Consider the following 19687-nt stretch of genomic DNA (forward strand, 5'->3'; position numbering starts at 1 on the left):
AGGAGGCGATGATCATGAGTGAACAATGCGAATTATGTGGAAGAGAGCCTGTAACCACGACCGTTCATCATCTGACTCCCAAAGAAATGGGAGGAACATTTCTGCCAACGGCCAACCTGTGCATCCCCTGTCACAAACAGATTCATTCTCTATTCACCAATCAAGACATCATAACGCTTGGTCTTACGGACCTGCAGTCCTTGAGACAAGCTGAACGAATGGTTCCCTTTATCCGATGGATTCGCAAACAGCCTGCTTCAACCATTCCCCGTGTACGCAAATCCAATCATGTTCGCAAATCTTAGACCAAAAAGAACAGCTCCAAGGTACATGTGACGGCAGAGATGAATCCGCCTTACCTTTTCACTGTTCTTATTCATTGGACTATTGGATGGTTGGCGAACACGCTTAGAATTAGAACATTATCTACGCCTCATAATGCGGCCGCCGCCCACTCTGGTTTTCGGTTTTTTGTAGGATTTTTTAGGTGAATCAAACAATCCGCCCAGACCACCACTGCTTTTGTTACGATCAATGGTTCCCTTGCTCTGATCCTTGTTGCGGTTGAATAATCCTCCGCCCGATCCCACGCTTGTATCTTTATCGCTTCCGCGCCTTGTAATCGTACCTTTCCGATCAACAGTAATGGGTGGAGCAAGCTTCTTGTCATAACTTGTTGGTGCTCGATAAGATCCTGCACTCGGTTTATACGTATCTTTATTGGTATATCCTCGATAGTTGCCATAACCTCGCCCGCCAAAAGAATCGAACAGATTACCAATTAATGTAGCGGTGAGGTAACCTTGTAAAAAAGATGAATCGTAATTCTGCCGAACATATTCCTTCGAGTCCACCTCAACCAAGGTATCCTCCGGCTTGTTCGGGTCTTGTTGCAGGTGATAATACTCGTCCTGATACACGAGGAACATACGCTCTGTGTTCTCTGCCGAGATCTGATCCGGTTGCCTTTGGTCAGACAATTCCCGAGCCACTTCCGGAACGGTGCGGTCCGAAGCCCGGTATATATAGGACGTTGAGTTACCACTGCCGTTAACCGATTCAAGCGGATATGTGTCCTGAACAGAAGGTGCTCCGCACGCGGACAACAGAGACATCACAAGGCTGAGGACCAGCATTAATTTTAATCCATGTGCCAAGCGTTTTTTCATTGGGAACCTCTCCTAGCTCGAACGAATCACTTTGATATCCGCAGAAAGAATGGACTCACCCTCATACAGTGTAAATCTTCTGTCTTGCCACTCCACGCGAAGAAGCATATTATCATCCGACTGATACTGCCATACCAATTGTTCTCCAGCCTGACCATACGGAGTTCTGCCAGCCGTTGATACCATGCCTCCATACTCTTCCTCCAGATGATATGCGCGTCCATCGAGGTCCAGCAAGGTGGGCACCTCATCAGGTGCATCAAGCCTGCCATCAATGGGTGTATATAGGGCGTAACGTGTGAGTTCCCGTTCTTCGATATGCAAATATCGAAATGCGGTACCATCCTGCAGCGTGAGCACAACTGCATTTCGAGCGCGATTTTGTACCCGACCAACGACTTCATAAGTGACCAGAGAAACCTCACAGATATCACCAGGTGCAAGCTGAAGCATGGTTTTCTCTGCCTGCGGTGGTTCGGGTTTCGTTAGTATTCCTTTAATTCGCTTCCATACACTCATGAGAATTACTCCTGTTCCTTATCTTATAAACAAGCTGCAATAATCAGTGCGCCCACGATATGTAAAGCGCCAGAGAATAACCCGTATCCGGTCTTCCCTTGCTGTATTCCGGTATCCAGATCCAGATTGGCCCATCTGCGAATCATAAAGTGTACAACACTCTCCAGAATCAACAAAATGATAAAGGATACAACGGAGACCAATAATGCTTCACCAAGGTGACCAGCCGTAGAAATGGACGTAGCCAGTACATACCCTTGTGCAAATAATTTCATCACCATACGTGTAGTAACGGCCATATTGCCAGCCTTAACTTCAGCAAAATCCTTATATTTCGTGAACAGTGAGTCGACATACATCAAAACAAACAGCAAAACCGAACCAGATACTGTCCAGACCAGCATCGCCAAAATATTTAAATCCATTTACACAGCCCCCACATATCAACATGAACCGCATTTAAAAGCGAAGGAGAAATGCTCTTCTCCTCCGCTGGTCAACCCTGCTGACTTACAAGGTATTAATTCTTATTATCGTACTGTTTCATCAATGCTGCGAGTTCATCTTCAACAGCCTGATCTTTACCCAACTTCTCGAACTCTTCATCCAAAGACTTGCCTTTGGATGACATTTCATTGCTTGCTTCCGCCTGTGCTTCCATCTGCATCATTTTCTCTTCCATACGCTTCATTCCAGCACTTGCAGTATCAGAGCCAAACCCATTTAACGCTTTGTTGATTTCCGTTTGAGCTTTTGCTGCATTGTAGCGGGCTACCAGTGTTTCGCGTTTGTTCTTCATTTGAGTCAATTGCTTACGCATCTCGTCGAGCTTGCCGCGCAGGTTATCTGCTGAAGCCTTGTTTTGATCATAGCTGGTTTTGTACTCAGCCATCTTCTCTTCAGCTGTTTTTTTCTCTTCCAAAGCCCTGCGGGCCAAATCCAGATTCTGAGCTCGTGCCGCTGTATGCGCCTGTTCTTCACGTTTCTTCACAAGAGCTTCCTGCTCTTCGAATAGCTGCTTAAATTTCTTCTCAATCGCGATCTGTTGAGCTACTGCTTTCTCCGCATCTTCCAGATCCTCTTGCATGTCACGGATATATTGGTCCGTCATCTTGATTGGATCTTCCGCCTTGTCAATAATGGCGTTGATGTTAGACATGGTTAAATCACGCAAACGTTTAAAAATGGACATTATGTTATTCCTCCTAGTCAATATTACATCGTATATAAACATACATACGTAACAATCTGCAACTCGTTTCAATTTTAGCAAATAAAATCAAAACTTGCGATTGCTCTTTATATTAAGAAGATCATTTCCCCTTGCTCAGATGATCCTCCATCAGCCTCTCTGCAGTCTGCACGATTTCATCAATCTGCATCCGCGTGATCGAATCAAAATGGATACCCATGATTACCGTGACTGTTACTTTCAGCTGTAAAGCCGCCTTTCGGGCTAGCCGCTCACACAACTCCTGTTCCTTATGACCCGGAATATGTACCGTCGTTCCGCTTACGCGCTCATGATCTACATAGAACGTGGCCACAGCACCAATATGCGCCTTCCCTCCGGTAACAAGAAAAACCTTATCCTCGCCTGCTTCAATCACCTGTAAACGTATGGACTTCAAATCATATGTACTCATATCCTATCCACCTACCCTTTTCTATATGATATATATGGAGGAATTATGGCCTTCATGGGATGAATCAACAATGAAACTTCTCACACTACGCATATTTATTGGAGACCTCGGGCATACCAAGGAGAACGTTATTTTGGAAAAGGAGGCTGATATTATGCGCATACGCCTCATCATGCTGATGGTTATCGTTATTTTCTTCGGAGGATATCATGCACCGGTTTCATCTCGGGATTCTTCAAGCCCTCCAGGTGAATCGGTATCCGGTTCAGATTCCGGGGAAGAAGAACAACTGACATTGGGACAATTACGTCAAAAATATGCCGATACGTTCAAAACCAATGGTCCTTCAACAAAGAAAGTTGCACTGACTTTTGATGATGTACCTGATCCACGGTTTACTCCACAGGTACTTGATGTATTGAAGAAATACAATGTCAGAGCTACATTCTTTATCGTAGGTAGTCGTGCTGAGAAGCATCCCGATCTGGTGAAACGCATCGTTAAGGAAGGGCATATGGTCGGCAATCACAGCTACAATCATCCGGAATTCAGTAAGCTGTCGATGAATGCCTTTCGCAAACAAATTTTACATACCGGGGATATAATTCGACGTCTGGCGGGATATACTCCCAAGATGATTCGTCCGCCTTATGGAGACATTAATGAGGAACAGCTGCGTTGGGCTGCCAGACAACACTATAGCATTGTGAACTGGAACGTAGACTCACTGGACTGGAAAGGCCTTTCTAAGACAGAGGTGAAAGATAACATCCTGTCTGCCGTCAAACCTGGCTCCATCGTTCTGCAACATGCAGGAGGCGGTGTAGGATCTAATCTAAACGGCACGATTGAGGCTTTGCCAGAGATTATTGAGGAATTGCGTAATCGGGGGTATGAACTGGTCACCTTGGACGAAATGCTGGGATTGCCAAAGGCCAAAGATTAGGCTGACCGTATTATAAATAAGAATATAAAAGGGTGCTGTTCAATCGCAAGTTAGCGACTGGCAGACACCCTGTTTGAATTCTTTTAATTATAATTTACTTTCTATTTCAGAATGTACAGCTCAATATCCTGAAAACCGAATGTGCTTACAGATTGCTTGCTACCCGGGATGAAGATATCAATCCGGTGCCCCTTGATTGCACCGCCCACATCACGTGCCGTGGCTACAAAAGCCTGTTTTGGCAATCCTGGATGGCTGTGACCAGTTACCAGTACTTTGGTTCCAAGTGGAATCACACTTGGATCAACTGCAATCGTACCCAGTTCAAGGTCATTCCCGAAATAATCGACAGCACCCCATCCTCCATTTTCAGACGGATCTGCAGAGTATGCCGTTGCTTTCACGTTCACAGCTTTGCTGTAATCAAATGTTTTACCCCAGGCTTGAACCACTTTGTTATCTGTGTTCACGTCCAAGCTTGCTGTCGTAACCGTTTTGGCTTGGGCCTTGCTTTCCGCCGCCGCGGCAGCTACATGGTTTGCCTTACCGGGAATTGTAATTTTCAAACCACCATAAATATTGTAAGGCGAGATGTCATTGTTTGCTTTAACTAACGTGTTGATTGCTACTCCGTATTGTTTCGATAAGGTGTAGAAGGTATCCCCCTCTTTGGCCACATGAACTGAATCGGCGTGAGCCGGAACGGCTTGAATGAGCATTGCTGTTGTCATTAATGCTACTGCTGTTTTGGCTATACGTTTCTTGTTAATCATGGTCTTCCTCCCTCATTGTGCCTGCGAAGTTAGTTGTCGGATTCGGATGAGGAGCCCACCCTATAGGTTCATCATTACAGTTGAAACGATATGTACCCCTAATTCACCCCAAGCAGTGTGCTGTAGATCTTCCCCCTGCACATTCTGCATCGTTACATCCCCCGCACTCCCTGTCCGGAAGTTTCGGCAGTGTTCAATATATCACAATTTTGTAACCTGAACTTGTAGTAATTCTTACCAAATGGTTCTAGCATGTAAGCTTATGTAAGAATACAGCAACCTTTAGAAAAGTTGGGCATTATGATTCCTTTATAATTGGTAACAGAATAGTTACTTTTTCGAATCCTGTATGTTATTATTTCATAAAAAAATAGCGCCACCGACTCGAAGTCAGTAACGCTATCGATCATTTCATTTAGAGTACTTTTGCAAGAAAATCACGTGTACGTGAATTTTTCGGTGCTCCAAACACCTCATCAGGTGTTCCCTCTTCCACAATAACCCCGCCATCCATGAACAGGATACGGTCTCCCACTTCACGTGCAAAGCCCATCTCATGTGTTACGATGACCATGGTCATCCCGCCTTCTGCAAGACGCTTCATGACATCCAGTACTTCGCCGACCATCTCAGGGTCCAGCGCCGAGGTAGGCTCGTCAAACAGCATCACATGCGGTTGCATGGCCAATGCTCTGGCAATGGCGATCCGTTGCTTCTGTCCGCCGGACAGCTGATTCGGGAATGCATCTTTTTTATCGTACAAGCCCACAGTGTTAAGCAGATCAGCAGCAATTTTCTCCGCTTCCTGAGTGGATTGTTTCTTCACTTTAATTGGAGCAATTGTAATGTTTTGCTCTACCGTTTTGTGTGGGAACAGGTTGAAATGCTGAAACACCATGCCCATTTTCTCACGAGTTGCGTTGATGTTGTGCTTCGGATCGGTGATTGACACGCCTTCAAAATCAATCTCACCCGAGGTAGGCTGTTCCAACAGGTTCAGACAACGCAAGAATGTACTTTTTCCCGAACCGGAAGGACCAATAACTACGACAACCTCACCTTTGCCAATCGTCACGTTAATGCCCTTAAGCACATTGTTATTTCCATAAGATTTGTGTAATTGTCTAACGTCTATCACTTGCACTCAACTTCCTTTCCAGTCGTCCCAGCAGCTTGGACAAAATGAATGTCATTACAAAATAAATGGCCGCTGCAATCAAAAATGGACTCAAGCCTTGGTACGTAATGTTTTTGACAACACTGGCCTGATACATAATGTCCACCATACCGATTACGGAGATAATGGAGGATTCTTTGATGATGGTTATGAATTCATTACCGATCGCTGGTAAGACAGCTTTGAAGGCTTGTGGCAAGATGATATAACGCATCGCCGCGCCTCTTCCCATACCCAATGAACGTGCTGCCTCCAACTGACCACGATCCACACCTTGAATACCTGCACGGAAAATCTCTGCCAGATAGGCACCACTATTGATTGAGAGTGTAATGATACCTGCCTGAAGAGCAGTGAAGTTAATACCAAAGCTCAGGGAAAAACCGTAGTAAATAATCATCAGTTGCACCAACATCGGTGTGCCACGGATGACTTCAACATAAGCTGTACCGATCCAACGCAGAATCGCAACATCATGCAGTCGGAACAAACAGATGATCAACCCGATAATAACCCCGAAGATAACCCCAAGTGCAGACAATAAAAGGGTGTAGCCTACACCTGTTGCATAGAAACTTTTGTACTCCCAGAATACTTGGAAAATATTTTGTGATTTGTTCGCTTTATCCGCCATCAGGAGACTGGCATCCGTCACCATCTGGTTGATTTTATCTTCACTTTTCAAGCGCTCAAGCGTTCCATTTACTGCAGCTAGCAGCTCGGTATTACCTTTACGAATCCCGATTGCAGCTTCTGCTTGCTCTTCGTCCGGGACAGCAGCAGCAAGTCCAATGATATCATCCAAATAACCGGCTGCTACGGTATCCTCAACGATTGCCGCGTCAATACGTTTCGTTTGCAGTTGAAGCACGATATCCGAGATTTTATCAAGCGCAGTAAGTTTCGCTCCCGGAATCTTCTGGCCGATCGTTTCCTGAATTGAACCTTTCTGCACGCCAATCTTTGCATTTTCGAGTTCTGCCATGGTTGGATACTTGTCTTTATCCACATTGCGAACCATAATGACTTGTTTTGATTTATAATAGGTGTCAGAAAAGTCGATACTTTTCTTCCGATCATCCGTCGGCGTCATGCCTGAAACGACCAGATCGACACGCCCGCTCTGCAATGCAGGCAGCAGGCCGTCGAAGCCCATATCCTCAATTACAAGCTCAGCGCCAAGATCTTTGGCAATCTCTTTGGCAATCTCAATATCAAAACCAACGATTTCATCTTTGCCATTAATTACTTTATGGAATTCATAGGGTGCAAAATCGGCACTTGTACCGAGCACCAGCTTTTTACTGCTTGAATTATCTGTAGATCCACTTGCAAGTGCCACAGGAACGGCAGTCGTCAGCAGAACGACAAAGGTCAACAGCATCATGGTGTAACGACTTATCAATTTCAACCTTGTTCTCTCCCCTTACAATACGTTGTATGCTTCTCATGTTGATGACTGAGTCATTATAAAGTACAATGCATGATTATGCAATGCATTTTGACATTACAAATGTTGACTTGTTTCTGAAAAAATAAAGCAAACATGATATAATTAATGAATTATTTTCATTTTTGCATAAGGAGTTCACTAATGACATCTAACAAATCACAAATTCTGACGGTTATTGATCAATATGCTTCCCGTTTTAAAGCCATTTCATCATATATCGGTGCCAACCCCGAACTGGGAAATGAAGAGTATCTCGCTTCTGCCCGTTTGAAAGAAGAACTGGTCTACCACGGTTTCACTGTAGAGGCTCCAATCCTTGGACTGGAGACAGCCTTTATCGGCACGTATTCCGCTGCCAAACCCGGCCCTACTGTTGCATTATTGTGCGAATATGATGCCTTGCTGGAGATCGGTCACGCTTGTGGTCACCATCTGATCTGCATGATGAGTCTCGGAGCTGCTGTTGGGCTGAAATCCATTCTGGATGAAGTAGGTGGAACGATTAAAGTATTTGGTACACCCGCAGAAGAGACACGTGGTGCCAAAGTACCAATGGCAGAAGCAGGCCTGTTCGATGACTGTGATATTGCCCTTATGGCACATCCGTATTATGCCTACGAAAAGTCAGGCAGCTCGCTGGCTATCGATGCTGTGCAATTTGAATTCCATGGCCGCTCTTCACATGCTGCTGCAAGCCCGCATGAAGGCATCAACGCACTTGATGCAGTCATTCAAACCTTCAACGGAATTAATGCTTTCCGGCAACAAGTGAAAAGCACCGTTCGGATCCATGGGGTAATCAACAACGGCGGTCAGGCAGCAAACATCATTCCTGACTATGCTTCTGCTCAATTTTATGTACGTGCAGCAACCCGCAAAGAACTAAATATCCTCACAGAACGTGTGATTCAAATCGCTGAGGGCTCTGCTCTGCAGACAGGTTGCAAGCTTGTGACATCCAATTATGAAACGTCGTATGACGAGATGGTTACCAATGAAGCATTCTCAGCCGCATTCAGTCAAAATCTCATGGAACTCGGCATCCCGCAGGAAGAGATTGTAAGTGGTAACGATCATGGCTCCATGGACATCGGTAACGTTTCCCTGAAATGCCCTGCAATTCACCCTTATATTCGTGTTGTGGATGAGGTTCATACCCTGCACTCCATAGGTTTCCGTGATCTTGCGCTTCAGGAACGCGCGCTGGATGGCATGATTTTGGGAGCAAAAGCACTTGCTGCAACAGCTTATGACGTCCTGAGTCGGCCAGAGTTGCAACAAACCATCCGTACCGAGTTTGAGCAAGCGATTCGCTAAGATCCACTTCAACTTGTTATATAGCGGTACCCTGACAGACTTCGATTTCAAGCTGTTCAGGGTACCTTTTTCTTTATTGACATGTGCGTATATTCAGCAAGAAGCTGGAGATGCTGTGAAAGAAACCTTGTGAAAACAATGAAAATTATTCATTTTCATTACAGGAATGTGGTTCATTTGCTGGCTAACTTGGTAAATATAACTATAAGTTCGACCAGTTTTCAGTAAAAGTGGGCTTATGAACAACCTCTATAACTTATCCTATATTCAGGAGGTGCTGTCATGCTACTCGAAGCCATGTATCATGTTCCTCGTGACAAGTGGGCTTATGCCTATAATTCGTCTACCATACATCTGCGCGTACGAACCAAACGTAATGATGTGCAATACGTGACTGCACTGACCGGAGATAAGTATAATTGGAACGGAACGTACAAGGAAATTCAACTCGAGAAGGCTGCTTCGGATAACATGTTTGATTACTGGGAGGCCGCCGTCAAGCCACGGTTCAAACGTCTCACCTACATATTTCGGATAACTGCCGGTTCGGAAGATGTTTTTCTTGCGGATAACGGAATTCATTATGAGACCCCCTATCCAACCGGAGGATATTATGAGTTCTCGTATATTCATGAAATCGATGTCTTTAAGGTACCCGAGTGGGCCAAAGAGGCTGTCTTTTATCAGATCATGACAGAACGATTTGCGAATGGAGATCCCCAGCTGAATCCACAAGCAACCCATGACTGGGGTGGCACACCGGAGTTGGACAATTATTTTGGCGGAGATCTGCAAGGTGTGCTGGATCATTTGCATGACTTGACTGAACTTGGCGTGAACGCCATCTACTTTACCCCGTTATTCCAGGCCAATTCCTACCACAAATACGACACCATTGACTATAAAAAAGTCGACCCTCATTTCGGTACGAATGCCCTGCTCAAACAACTGACAGAAGAATGCCATCGCTTGGGTATTCGTGTCATGCTTGACGCTGTGTTTAACCATTGCAGTGAAGACTTCCCTCCTTTTCAAGACGTTCTCCAGAATGGAAAAAACTCAATGTATGCCGATTGGTTCCACATCAATGAATATCCGGTTCAGATCAAGGACGGTATTCCTACGTACGATACGTTTGGTTTCTATGGCAACATGCCCAAGTTCAACACAGCCAACCCTGAGGTTAAGGCCTATCTACTGGATGTAGCAGAATACTGGATTAAGGAAATCAAGCTGGATGGCTGGCGTCTGGATGTTGCGAATGAAGTAGACAACTATTTCTGGCGTGATTTTCGCAAGGTTGTGAAGGCAGCGAATCCTGAAGCCTATATTGTTGGTGAAGTATGGAGCGACTCGTTAACCTGGCTTATGGGAGATCAATTCGATTCCGTCATGAATTATCCTTTTGCCGACAAAGTGCTTCAGTTCTTCTGTGGTTCAATGGATGGTTATCACTTTGCCAACGAGATGGGTTCACTGATTATGCGATATCCGCAACAAACCAATGAAGTGATCTTTAATATGCTGTGCAGCCATGATACCCCTCGACTGCTCACCCGGTTGGGGGAAGACAAACGCCGATTAAAATTGTCGGTTGTATTTCTTTTCACCTATATCGGTACACCTTGTATTTTCTACGGCGATGAGGTGGGAATTAGTGGTCATGCTGACCCGGATTGTCGAAAATGTATGGAATGGGACCCTGCCAAGCAAGACAGAGAACTGTATGATTTCTATCGTCTGATGATCGATTTACGCAAAAGCAATGAAGCCCTGCGCAAAGGACGCTTCCGATTCCTTAAGGCTGATCACAATGATCCCTGTATCGTGTACGAGCGTGTTGATGATAACCTTCATTTCACCGTATGGATGAACAATACTCCTCAAGGTCGAACGCTTTCTCATCCAATGGAAACGAAAGACTGGAAGGATGCATTAACGGAAGAGCCTGTGTCTCCAACCGATGGAATGATGAATATTAAGCTTGACCCCTATGGGTACCGTATTTTGTATAGACAGCTTGATTCGGTTACCATCCAACAAGCCTAAAGTATACATTCAGACAGTCATATAAAAAAAGAAAACACTTCCACCGTCTCAGCTGATGACTTTCTTGCTGAACTTTGGAAGTGTTTTTGTATAATGGATTAAAAAAGCCACAGCATGATATGCTGCGACTCATTCAGGATTGCATCAGTTTACAGGCTCAAGTGTGATTCTGCGATAAATGTCCATATATTCTTCAGCCGAGACGTTCCAGCTGTATTCCCCGCTCATTGCATTTTTCACAATCTTCTTCCAGTGTTCTGGCTGTTTGTAGATCTCCTCAGCACGCCGAATAGTATTCATCATGTCATGTGCATTAAAGCTTGTGAAGGAGAAGCCATTCCCTTCCCCGGTAAACTCATTGTATGCCTGCACAGTATCGTTCAGACCGCCAGTTTCCCTTACGAGAGGCACACTACCGTATCGAAGAGCTAGTAGCTGACTAATACCACATGGTTCAAACCTCGAAGGCATCAGGAAGATATCACTGCCTGCATAGAACCGGCGGGATAACCCATCGTTAAACGTAATCTGGGCAGACATTTTGAGTGGATAACGATTAGCGGCTTCACGGAACCAGTGTTCATACATCGGCTCTCCTGTTCCCAGTACCGCGAATTGAATGTCATCATAATACAGCAATTCATCGAGGATACGGCAGACCAGATCGAGCCCCTTAGAGTCCACGAGCCTTGTCACCATCACCATGAGAGGTGCATCGGGACGAACAGGAAGTCCAAGTTCCTTTTGCAGCTCAATTTTGTTCTCCGTTTTCTTGGACAGACTTGTTCTATATTTCACTGGGATTTTGTTGTCGGTTGCCGGGTTGTAACTCTTGGTATCAATCCCGTTCACAATCCCGCTGAAACGATCCCCAAGTGAACTTAACAATCCGTCCAAGCCGTATCCATAATAGGATGTCTTCACTTCTTCTGCATACGTTGGACTCACGGTTGTCACATGGTCAGCATATACGATTCCTGCTTTCAGGAAATTGACATTACCGTAATATTCGGCTCCATCCACGGTGAAATATCGATCGTCCAGTTCAAGGATTTCACTGAATAACTCATGCGGGAATACCCCTTGGTACAACAAGTTATGTATGGTGAATACCGTTCGCATCTCACTATAGAATGAATCGTGTCTGTAGTGGGCTTCAAGCAGCAAAGGAATCATCCCTGCATGCCAGTCATGACTGTGCAGCACGTCAGGCTTGAACTTAATCTGTGGTAACACTTCGAGCACTGCACGGTTGAAGTAGGCGAAACGCTCGCCGTCGTCCATATATCCGTATACCCCGTCACGTCCAAAATAATACTCGTTATCTACAAAATATACCGGGATCCCATCATGAACCAGCATCTCAATTCCACAATAGGGTCTGCGCCACCCAAGAGGTACATCCGTTGTAATTACGGGCTGTAACGCATCTTTATATTCGTCGGGAATTCCCTTGTATTTAGGCATAATCACCCGCACATCTGCCCCGCTCTTCTTCAATGCAAACGGAAGAGCACCGATTACGTCAGCAAGACCTCCTGTTTTGATAAATGGATGTACTTCAGCAGCAGCAAATAAAATATTCATGCCTTTGTCCTCCTCTTCGGTTTCAGCGTGTCGTTGTCATTTTGTTTCTTCGTTTTTGAACTGACGGAAGTTATACTCACAGGTGATTCATCCGTTTTCCGACGCGTGTTCTTTTTTAGGATCACGATGCTCAGCGGAGGCAAAACTAATTCGAGACTATGCGGATGCCCATGAAAAGGAATCTTTTCGGTAGGCAGTTGCATATCATTAGTAATGCCTGAACCGCCGTAAACGGAATGGTCACTGTTCAGAACTTCGGTATACATACCGGGACGCATGACACCAATCCGGTAACGCTCCCGCTTGACCGGCTGAAAGTTAATGAGCACAAGGAGTGTATCCGCAGGTTTTTTTCCTTTGCGTACATATGAAATGACACTCTGGTCCTGATCATCCGGAGTGATCCATTCATAACCGTCCAAGGAATGATCAAGCTCCCACAAAGCTTTTTCGCTCAAGTACAGGTTAGACAGTTCACGCTCAAACTTATGCAAGTTGCGGTGACTGTCATAATCCAGCAAGAACCAGTCCAGTTGATCCTCATCTTTCCATTCGATGAACTGGCCAAAGTCTCCACCCATAAACAACAGCTTTTTCCCTGGGAAAGTCATAAAATAGCCCAGAAAAGCACGCATGCCGGCAAATTTCTGTTCATAAGTTCCTGGCATCTTGTCGAGGAGCGACTTTTTGCCATGAACAACCTCGTCATGAGACAGAGGTAGCACATAATTTTCAGCAAAGGAGTATACGACCGGGAATGTCAGCAAATGATGTTTGGAAGGACGCTCATGAAAATCAGCTTCCATGTAATCAAGCGTATCATTCATCCAGCCCATGTTCCATTTGTAGTTGAAACCCAGACCACCTTCATGTACTGGTAAAGTCACCATTGGCCATGCACTTGATTCTTCAGCCATCATCAATGCATAAGGGAAATACTTGAACACCGTCTCATTTAGCTGCTGCAAAAAAGCTACAGCTTCCTTGTTCTCAAGACCACCTTCATCATTGGTGCGATATTGACCTGGCTGCTTCTCAAAATCAAGCCGAAGCATACTCGTAACCGCATCAACACGGAGTCCGTCAAAATGATACATCTCCATCCAATATAATGCATTGGAGATCAGGAATGAACGAATCTCAGGTTTCGAGTAGTCAAAACTGAGTGTGCCCCAACCCGGCTTCTCTGCTAACATCGGATCTGCATACTCATACAAAGGCGTACCATCAAACATACGCAACCCGTGAGCGTCTTTGGCAAAATGTGCAGGAACCCAATCCAGCAATACACCAATCCCAGCCTGATGTAATGTATCCACCAGGTACATCAGATCTTTTGGATGTCCGTAACGACTGGTAGGTGCGTAAAAACCTGTGTTTTGGTATCCCCACGAAAGGTCATATGGATGCTCACTGAGGGGCATCATTTCGACATGTGTATATTTCATTTCTAATAAGTAAGGAACAAGCAAGTCAGCCATTTCGCGATAACTATAGAGGCTTCCGTCTTCTTTGCGCTTCCAGGTTCCCATGTGCATTTCGTAAATATGTAGAGGTTTGTTATACATGGCGCGTTGTTTGCGTCTCCAGGCACCATCTTTCCATTTATACCCTTCGATTGAACTGGTGACAGAAGCTGTCTGAGGTCGAACCTCTGCTTGAAACGCATATGGGTCCGCTTTGAGCAATTCTGTGCCATCTTCCGTTAGTATACGGAACTTGTATAAAGTTCCTTCGCTGATTTCCGGAAAAAAACGACTCCAAAATCCTGATTCGGGTATCTTATATAAAGGTTCCTTTTCACCTTTCCATTCATTGCGGTCCAGGGCCAGTCCTACTTCTGCGGCATTTGGTGCCCATACGGTAAAGCGATACCCTTGACGGCCATCGCAAGTCTCAGGCTGCGCGCCCAACATTCGATAACTGTGATGAAGGTTACCTTCATGAAATAAATAAATATGCTCCGGCAACATATCCGAGTGTGCTAACGGTTGAATGGCCAAGAGATCACCTTCTTCTCAAAAAAATAGATATAACAGTTACCATTACCCCATTCTAGCCAAGTTGAAAAGAAAAATGCGGTGGTTTAGAAAATGTTGTCTTTTTTCTGAATTTTTACAGCAACAATAGTTTCATCTGCTCTACTTTGCGTTAATGATGTACTACAATGCACAATATTTTGGGAGGGAAACGATTATGTTTAATAAAGATTGCATCGCTATGCTGTTGGCGGGAGGAGAAGGGAAACGATTAGCCCCTTTAACCTCGAGTATCGCAAAACCCGCTGTACCGTTTGGCGGGCACTACCGGATCATCGATTTTCCTCTCAGTAACTGCGTAAACTCAGGGATCGATACTGTAGGAGTATTGACGCAGTACCAAGCGGAATCGTTACACGATCACATTGGTGGAGGAGAACCATGGGGACATGGCGACTCAATTGAGGCAGGAATTTCCTTGCTTCCATCTTATCATACAGGAAATGACGAATACTTGGGAACGGCGGACGCTATTTATAAAAATATTGACTATATTGATCAACAAAACCCCGAAAATGTTCTAATTTTGTCGGGTGACCATATTTATCATATGAATTATCGTGATATGTTGGAGGCTCATCAGGCCAATAATGCCGCAGCAACGATTTCAGTTATGGAAGTTCCATGGGACGAAGCACATCGCTTTGGGATTATGGCTGCCGATGCTGATCTTCGAGTAACGGAGTTTGCCGAGAAACCGGCTGAACCGAAAAGTAATCTGGCTTCAATGGGCATTTACATGTTCAAATGGGAGTACCTGAAGCGCCATCTCTTGGAAGATGCTGCTAATCCTGAGTCCAGCCATGACTTCGGTAAAGATGTTATTCCTCAAATGTTGAATGAAAACAATCCCCTCTTTGTCTATAACTTTAATGGTTATTGGAAAGATGTAGGTACAGTTAAAAGCCTTTGGGATGCTCATATGGATCTGTTGCATAATGATGAAGACTGGAGTCTGCAAAAAGAGAACTGGCCGATGTTTACCCGCGAATGGCGCTCCAAGCCAAGTGCCTATAAGGTTAGACAAACGAAGATTGAACATGTAGCTTCCATGATTCACGACTCTTGTGCCATCGAAGGGCACGCAGAACGTTCCGTTATCTTCTGCGGTGCTGAAGTAGGTAAAGGTTCAGAGGTAAAAGACAGTGTTGTTATGCCTAATGCCCGTATCGGCCGTGGAGTTCACATTGAACGTGCCATCATCGGTGAAGGTGCGATTATCAAAGACGGAGCAATTGTGAAGGGTACAGCGGATGAAATTGTTGTTGTTGGACCTAACGAGATCGTCTCTGCCAAACCGGCTGTACGTACGCAACCTGTTCGCATGTTGAAAGAAGTATATGAGAAAAGTGGGCGCTTGCGCGCTGGTGAACTTTCTTCGTAATAAAAATAGACATTATAGCAAAAAGGCGAGCCTTAGATGGCTCGCCTTTTTACGTGTTGATATTTTTTGTAATGAAGCGTATCATTCGATCGATATCGCAGACATGGTTATGCAACCTTAAGATTTTTCATGATCCAATTTCACATCACTTGCTGTTCGTTCATCAGGAGCTGCTGCAACGCCAGACTGCGTTATCGCTTGTTCTGTACCTGGCTCCTCTGCCACAGCTGGTAACGTAACCGTAACGGTTGTACCCGATCCAAGTTCGCTCTGCATCGTAATCGTTCCCTCATGCAGTTCTACCAGTTCTTGTGTAATCGCAAGTCCCAGTCCGGTTCCCCCATTTTGATGGTTTACCTGGAAGAAGCGGTCCCGCACTTTGATGAGGTGTTCTTCACTAATTCCGATGCCAGTATCCTGAACAGCTGCGATAATCTGACCATTCTCCTCTTTGACCGACAAGAAGATCCAGGAATTCTCATGTGAAAATTTGATCGCATTATCCACAATATTTAAGAAGACTTGTTTCAGTCGATTGCCGTCTCCATGGACATTATAAGCACGAGTCTCGTCCGTTTCCAACTTGAGATGAACCTGTTTTTGTTCCGCTTTGGCCCAGACGTTCAACATGGTTTCCTGCACAATTTCACGAATGTTGACCGTTCCTTTAACCAACTTCATCTGATTCTGCTGCAATTTGGAGAAATCCAGCATCTCTTCGACAAGTCCAATTAATCGTTCGGTTTCCTTGGAAATGATGCCCATGCCAATACGGGTTTCTTCCGGATCATAACCGCCTGAGTCCAGTGTCTCGCTCCAGCCCTTGATACTGGTCAGAGGTGTTCTTAATTCATGTGAGATTGAAGAGATAAAATCATCCTTGATCTGATTACTGCGCACAATCTCATGTGCCATGAAGTTAAGCGTAGATGCCAATTCGCCCAGTTCGTGCTTATAATTTCCTTTTACCCTGACATCCAGCCGTCCTCTGGCCATTTGAGCAGATACTGCGGTGATATTGTTGATTGGACGTACAATGGAATTCGCCATACCAATACTAATGATTAAGACTATGGCAAGCACGCCAACACCGACCGCAATGGCAAGCATTCCCATATTCAGTAATTTGGAATTCACATTTTCAAGTGATGTGAGGTATCGGATAACATACGTATTTTCGCCGCCAAGATCAAACTTGTGTGAAACGGCCATGACGGATTCGCCAGTACCTGGTTGTCTTCCAATCCAGCGTCCCATATCCCCGTTCAAGGCCTGCATAATATCACTGGTTTGCAGCACAGCACGGTCAGATTCAAAAGCAGTTGAACTTGCCAATACGCGCCCGTTCAAATCCAAAATTTCCAATTCCGTATTGGACAATGCCAAATTCACAATCAATCTGGACAGATTATTTCCATCTTCCGTGTTGTTCTCACGAGCAATCGGCTCAAAAAAGTCTTTTGAATTGGAAATGTGCGTACTAATCGTATTGTAGATACTTTCATAATAATACCTTTGTACTGCCAACATAAATACGAATTCGACCAACAGCAGAGCAAGAAAAACTACAAAGAAATAATGTAGTACGATCTGCCGTGTAATGCCTTTTTTAATCATTGCTCCCGGCCCTTCCATTTGTACCCGTGACCCCATACAGTCTGCAGGTATTCGGGCTCGGAAGGATTGTTCTCAATTTTTTGACGCAGACGACGAATGTTAACATCCACAATTTTTGGATCGCCCATGTACTCTTTTCCCCATACGTGATCTAACAATACGTCGCGGCTGAGCGGTGTATTTTCTTTTTCCAGGAAAAACTGAATCAAGGAAAACTCCGTTGGAGTCAATTCAATAGCTTCATTCTGTTTCTTAAATTGCTTCGAGATCAGGTCCAGCGAAAATGGTCCGGACTGGAACGTAACCTTTGCCGCAGTTTCCCGATGCACGTTCACACGGCGTAACAATGACTGAATACGTGCAATCAACTCTGTTGGGCTGAAAGGCTTGCTTACGTGATCATCTGCACCTACGGAAAGTGCATATACTTTATCCTGTTCCTGAACTTTCGCGGTCAAAAAGATGATGCCCAGACGTTCATTGGTTTCACGGATCCGTCGACACACCTCAAATCCATCAATACCTGGTACCATGACATCCAGCAGAGCCAGATCAATATCCGGCACCGTCTGGAGTATACGAAGCGCTTCATGACCGTCACCCGCTTCAAGCACTTCGAATCCGTTTCTCTTTAAATTAATTACTATAAAACTGCGGATGGATTCTTCATCCTCAAGAATAAGTACTTTACTCATTAAGTTCTCCCTTTCTGTTCAGCTGAGAAATATTGCTCAGTGCATCTTTACCCGCCTCTGATTGTGCTACTCGTGAAGCAATAACCCGATCTTTGGTACGCGTAATTTCCTTCCAGCTTTTACCCTTCTCCTGCTCCCACTTGGAAAGGGTAAAATATTTGATCTCTGCCACGGTTTCGTCCGTATCAATCATTTTAAATCGAATATATTTTTCCTTTTCCGATTTGGTGTCAATAGTAATCTTACCGTACCACTCTGGCTTGAGATTTAGATGAAATAAATCAGCGTCATCCCGGAATTGGAACGAGACAAATTTCTTGCCTTCTTTGCCATCCCATTGATAATAGGAATAGAACCACAACCTGGAGTCAAAAACGTAATGCTCCCAACCTTTTGGAGTCTCTTTAAGTCCAAACTCAATAATACCATCATTATCGACATCACCGCTTAAAATTTTGTCATCTCTATACGTTTGATCCGGTGATTTAAAAGCATTGACCAACTTGTTATCCTTAACATACATAATTTGTGAGAAGGAACTCCGATCATCCAGCTCAGCATCCAGTACAATGCCCGTTTGTCCTTTGGAGATCTCTCCACCCAGAGCATTATAAACTTCTTTAACCGTATAGTCGGTTTGCACCCGATCAACTTCCTTGAAACTGCCGTCTTCGTACTGATATAACGCAATGGTTGCGAAACCGCTGTTGTTCAGCGAAATGATAACAAAATCACTTTTGCCATCCCCACTCAAATCCAGCGTATTTCCCTGCGCATCATCAATGATATACTGGTTATATGGCACTCCACCCAGAACCTGTTCCAGTGCCCCGCCTTTGTAAGAATAGGCTGTCAGGGCCTTCTGTTCCTGTAAACTTACTCCAAGAATAATATCCGGATTTCCGTCATTTGTGATATCTAATACTTTAAACGATTGCAGCTCATTTCCCGGTACATCAAATGTAAGCTTTTTAACCCATGTGCCACCCTGCTCTTCCAAAATCATGCCATGGATTCGCACATTCTCATTCGGTGTCTCATAAAAAACAATCGCTTCACGAGTTCCATCCCCATTCAGGTCTTCCACTCGAATCATACTGGTATTATTCATGTCCTTGGGACGAATCAACGTGCTCTCTGGCGGCAGTTTAACCTGAACCACGTTGTACAGTTTTTCCTTATCTGTGGACATCATTGGTTTTCTCATCAAACCCTTGGGGTCACTTATGACTGTACATCCGCTTAGAACAGAACCAAGCATAATGGCCATAGTTCCTGCTGCAATGAGGCGTCCCCACCGTGAATTAAACAATCTC

At 44.7% G+C, this 19687-nt stretch carries 18 protein-coding genes and 1 riboswitch; of the genes, 5 read left to right on the forward strand and 13 right to left on the reverse strand.

Features of this window, described 5'->3' with window-relative positions; translation table 11 throughout:
* Positions 1–14 precede the first annotated feature (14 nt).
* Positions 15–305, forward strand: a complete 291-nt coding sequence (locus ACTHPG_RS11810; RefSeq protein WP_440389522.1) for an HNH endonuclease — start codon at positions 15–17, stop codon at positions 303–305.
* 117 nt (positions 306–422) lie between these two features.
* Here ACTHPG_RS11810 and ACTHPG_RS11815 read toward each other — a convergent pair whose 3' ends face one another.
* The 5 genes from ACTHPG_RS11815 to ACTHPG_RS11835 form a co-directional block, all read right to left on the reverse strand.
* On the reverse strand, positions 423–1169 hold the full coding sequence (locus ACTHPG_RS11815; RefSeq protein ID WP_440389523.1) for a DUF4247 domain-containing protein: 747 nt from the start codon (positions 1167–1169) through the stop codon (positions 423–425).
* Between the two features lie 12 nt (positions 1170–1181).
* On the reverse strand, positions 1182–1688 hold the full coding sequence (locus ACTHPG_RS11820) for a DUF4178 domain-containing protein (protein ID WP_278294660.1): 507 nt from the start codon (positions 1686–1688) through the stop codon (positions 1182–1184).
* Between the two features lie 23 nt (positions 1689–1711).
* The gene (locus tag ACTHPG_RS11825; RefSeq protein WP_017688100.1) at positions 1712–2113 is read right to left on the reverse strand and encodes a DUF350 domain-containing protein; all 402 of its coding nucleotides are present in this window, start codon (positions 2111–2113) and stop codon (positions 1712–1714) included.
* A 95-nt stretch (positions 2114–2208) separates the two neighbouring features.
* Entirely contained in the window at positions 2209–2880 is a 672-nt protein-coding gene (locus tag ACTHPG_RS11830; RefSeq protein ID WP_440389524.1) for a PspA/IM30 family protein, read from the reverse strand.
* Positions 2881–3001: 121 nt separating this feature from the next.
* Entirely contained in the window at positions 3002–3334 is a 333-nt protein-coding gene (locus ACTHPG_RS11835; RefSeq protein WP_440389525.1) for a hypothetical protein, read from the reverse strand.
* 154 nt (positions 3335–3488) lie between these two features.
* On the opposite strand from ACTHPG_RS11835, the gene ACTHPG_RS11840 reads away from it, so the two are divergent.
* Entirely contained in the window at positions 3489–4280 is a 792-nt protein-coding gene (locus ACTHPG_RS11840) for a polysaccharide deacetylase family protein (protein ID WP_440389526.1), read from the forward strand.
* 101 nt (positions 4281–4381) lie between these two features.
* Here the strand turns inward: ACTHPG_RS11840 and ACTHPG_RS11845 are convergent, their stop codons facing one another.
* The 3 genes from ACTHPG_RS11845 to ACTHPG_RS11855 form a co-directional block, all read right to left on the reverse strand.
* Positions 4382–5053 carry a 3D domain-containing protein gene (locus tag ACTHPG_RS11845; RefSeq protein WP_440389527.1) on the reverse strand — a complete coding sequence of 224 codons (672 nt, stop codon included), beginning with the start codon at positions 5051–5053 and terminating at the stop codon, positions 4382–4384.
* Between the two features lie 2 nt (positions 5054–5055).
* Positions 5056–5252, reverse strand: a riboswitch (cyclic di-AMP (ydaO/yuaA leader).
* Positions 5253–5468: 216 nt separating this feature from the next.
* The gene (locus tag ACTHPG_RS11850; RefSeq protein ID WP_440389528.1) at positions 5469–6191 is read right to left on the reverse strand and encodes an amino acid ABC transporter ATP-binding protein; all 723 of its coding nucleotides are present in this window, start codon (positions 6189–6191) and stop codon (positions 5469–5471) included.
* Positions 6178–7641 (reverse strand): ABC transporter substrate-binding protein/permease, encoded by a 1464-nt coding sequence (locus tag ACTHPG_RS11855; protein WP_440389529.1) that lies wholly within the window; start codon positions 7639–7641, stop codon positions 6178–6180. Before ACTHPG_RS11855 ends, ACTHPG_RS11850 begins: the two co-directional genes overlap by 14 nt.
* 183 nt (positions 7642–7824) lie before the next feature.
* Here ACTHPG_RS11855 and ACTHPG_RS11860 point away from each other — a divergent pair, with 183 nt between their 5' ends.
* Positions 7825–9000, forward strand: coding sequence for a M20 family metallopeptidase (locus ACTHPG_RS11860; RefSeq protein ID WP_440389530.1), 1176 nt, complete (start codon positions 7825–7827; stop codon positions 8998–9000).
* A gap of 282 nt (positions 9001–9282) precedes the next feature.
* The gene (locus ACTHPG_RS11865) at positions 9283–11049 is read left to right on the forward strand and encodes an alpha-glycosidase (protein ID WP_440389531.1); all 1767 of its coding nucleotides are present in this window, start codon (positions 9283–9285) and stop codon (positions 11047–11049) included.
* Between the two features lie 144 nt (positions 11050–11193).
* On the opposite strand, the gene glgA is transcribed toward ACTHPG_RS11865, so the two are convergent.
* Both glgA and glgB read right to left on the reverse strand, forming a co-directional pair.
* Positions 11194–12636 carry a glycogen synthase GlgA gene (gene glgA, locus ACTHPG_RS11870; RefSeq protein WP_440389532.1) on the reverse strand — a complete coding sequence of 481 codons (1443 nt, stop codon included), beginning with the start codon at positions 12634–12636 and terminating at the stop codon, positions 11194–11196.
* Positions 12633–14609 carry a 1,4-alpha-glucan branching protein GlgB gene (gene glgB / locus ACTHPG_RS11875; RefSeq protein ID WP_440390231.1) on the reverse strand — a complete coding sequence of 659 codons (1977 nt, stop codon included), beginning with the start codon at positions 14607–14609 and terminating at the stop codon, positions 12633–12635. Before glgB ends, glgA begins: the two co-directional genes overlap by 4 nt.
* A 223-nt stretch (positions 14610–14832) precedes the next feature.
* Between glgB and ACTHPG_RS11880 the strand changes: the two genes are divergently transcribed.
* A complete protein-coding gene (locus tag ACTHPG_RS11880; RefSeq protein WP_440389533.1) occupies positions 14833–16059 on the forward strand; it encodes a glucose-1-phosphate adenylyltransferase in 1227 nt (408 codons plus the stop codon).
* 117 nt (positions 16060–16176) lie between these two features.
* On the opposite strand, the gene ACTHPG_RS11885 is transcribed toward ACTHPG_RS11880, so the two are convergent.
* Genes ACTHPG_RS11885 through ACTHPG_RS11895 form a run of 3 tightly spaced genes read right to left on the reverse strand, consistent with a single transcriptional unit; the run spans position 16177 to position 19683 of the window.
* Positions 16177–17676: an ATP-binding protein gene (locus ACTHPG_RS11885; protein ID WP_440389534.1), complete on the reverse strand. Its 1500-nt coding sequence runs from the start codon at positions 17674–17676 to the stop codon at positions 16177–16179.
* Positions 17673–18371 (reverse strand): response regulator transcription factor, encoded by a 699-nt coding sequence (locus tag ACTHPG_RS11890; RefSeq protein ID WP_017688086.1) that lies wholly within the window; start codon positions 18369–18371, stop codon positions 17673–17675. The genes ACTHPG_RS11885 and ACTHPG_RS11890 overlap by 4 nt, the downstream gene beginning before the upstream one ends.
* The gene (locus tag ACTHPG_RS11895; RefSeq protein ID WP_440389535.1) at positions 18364–19683 is read right to left on the reverse strand and encodes a hypothetical protein; all 1320 of its coding nucleotides are present in this window, start codon (positions 19681–19683) and stop codon (positions 18364–18366) included. Before ACTHPG_RS11895 ends, ACTHPG_RS11890 begins: the two co-directional genes overlap by 8 nt.
* Between the last annotated feature and the right edge of the window lie 4 nt (positions 19684–19687).

This window comes from Paenibacillus sp. SAF-068 (assembly GCF_051967555.1).
Lineage (GTDB): Bacteria > Bacillota > Bacilli > Paenibacillales > Paenibacillaceae > Paenibacillus.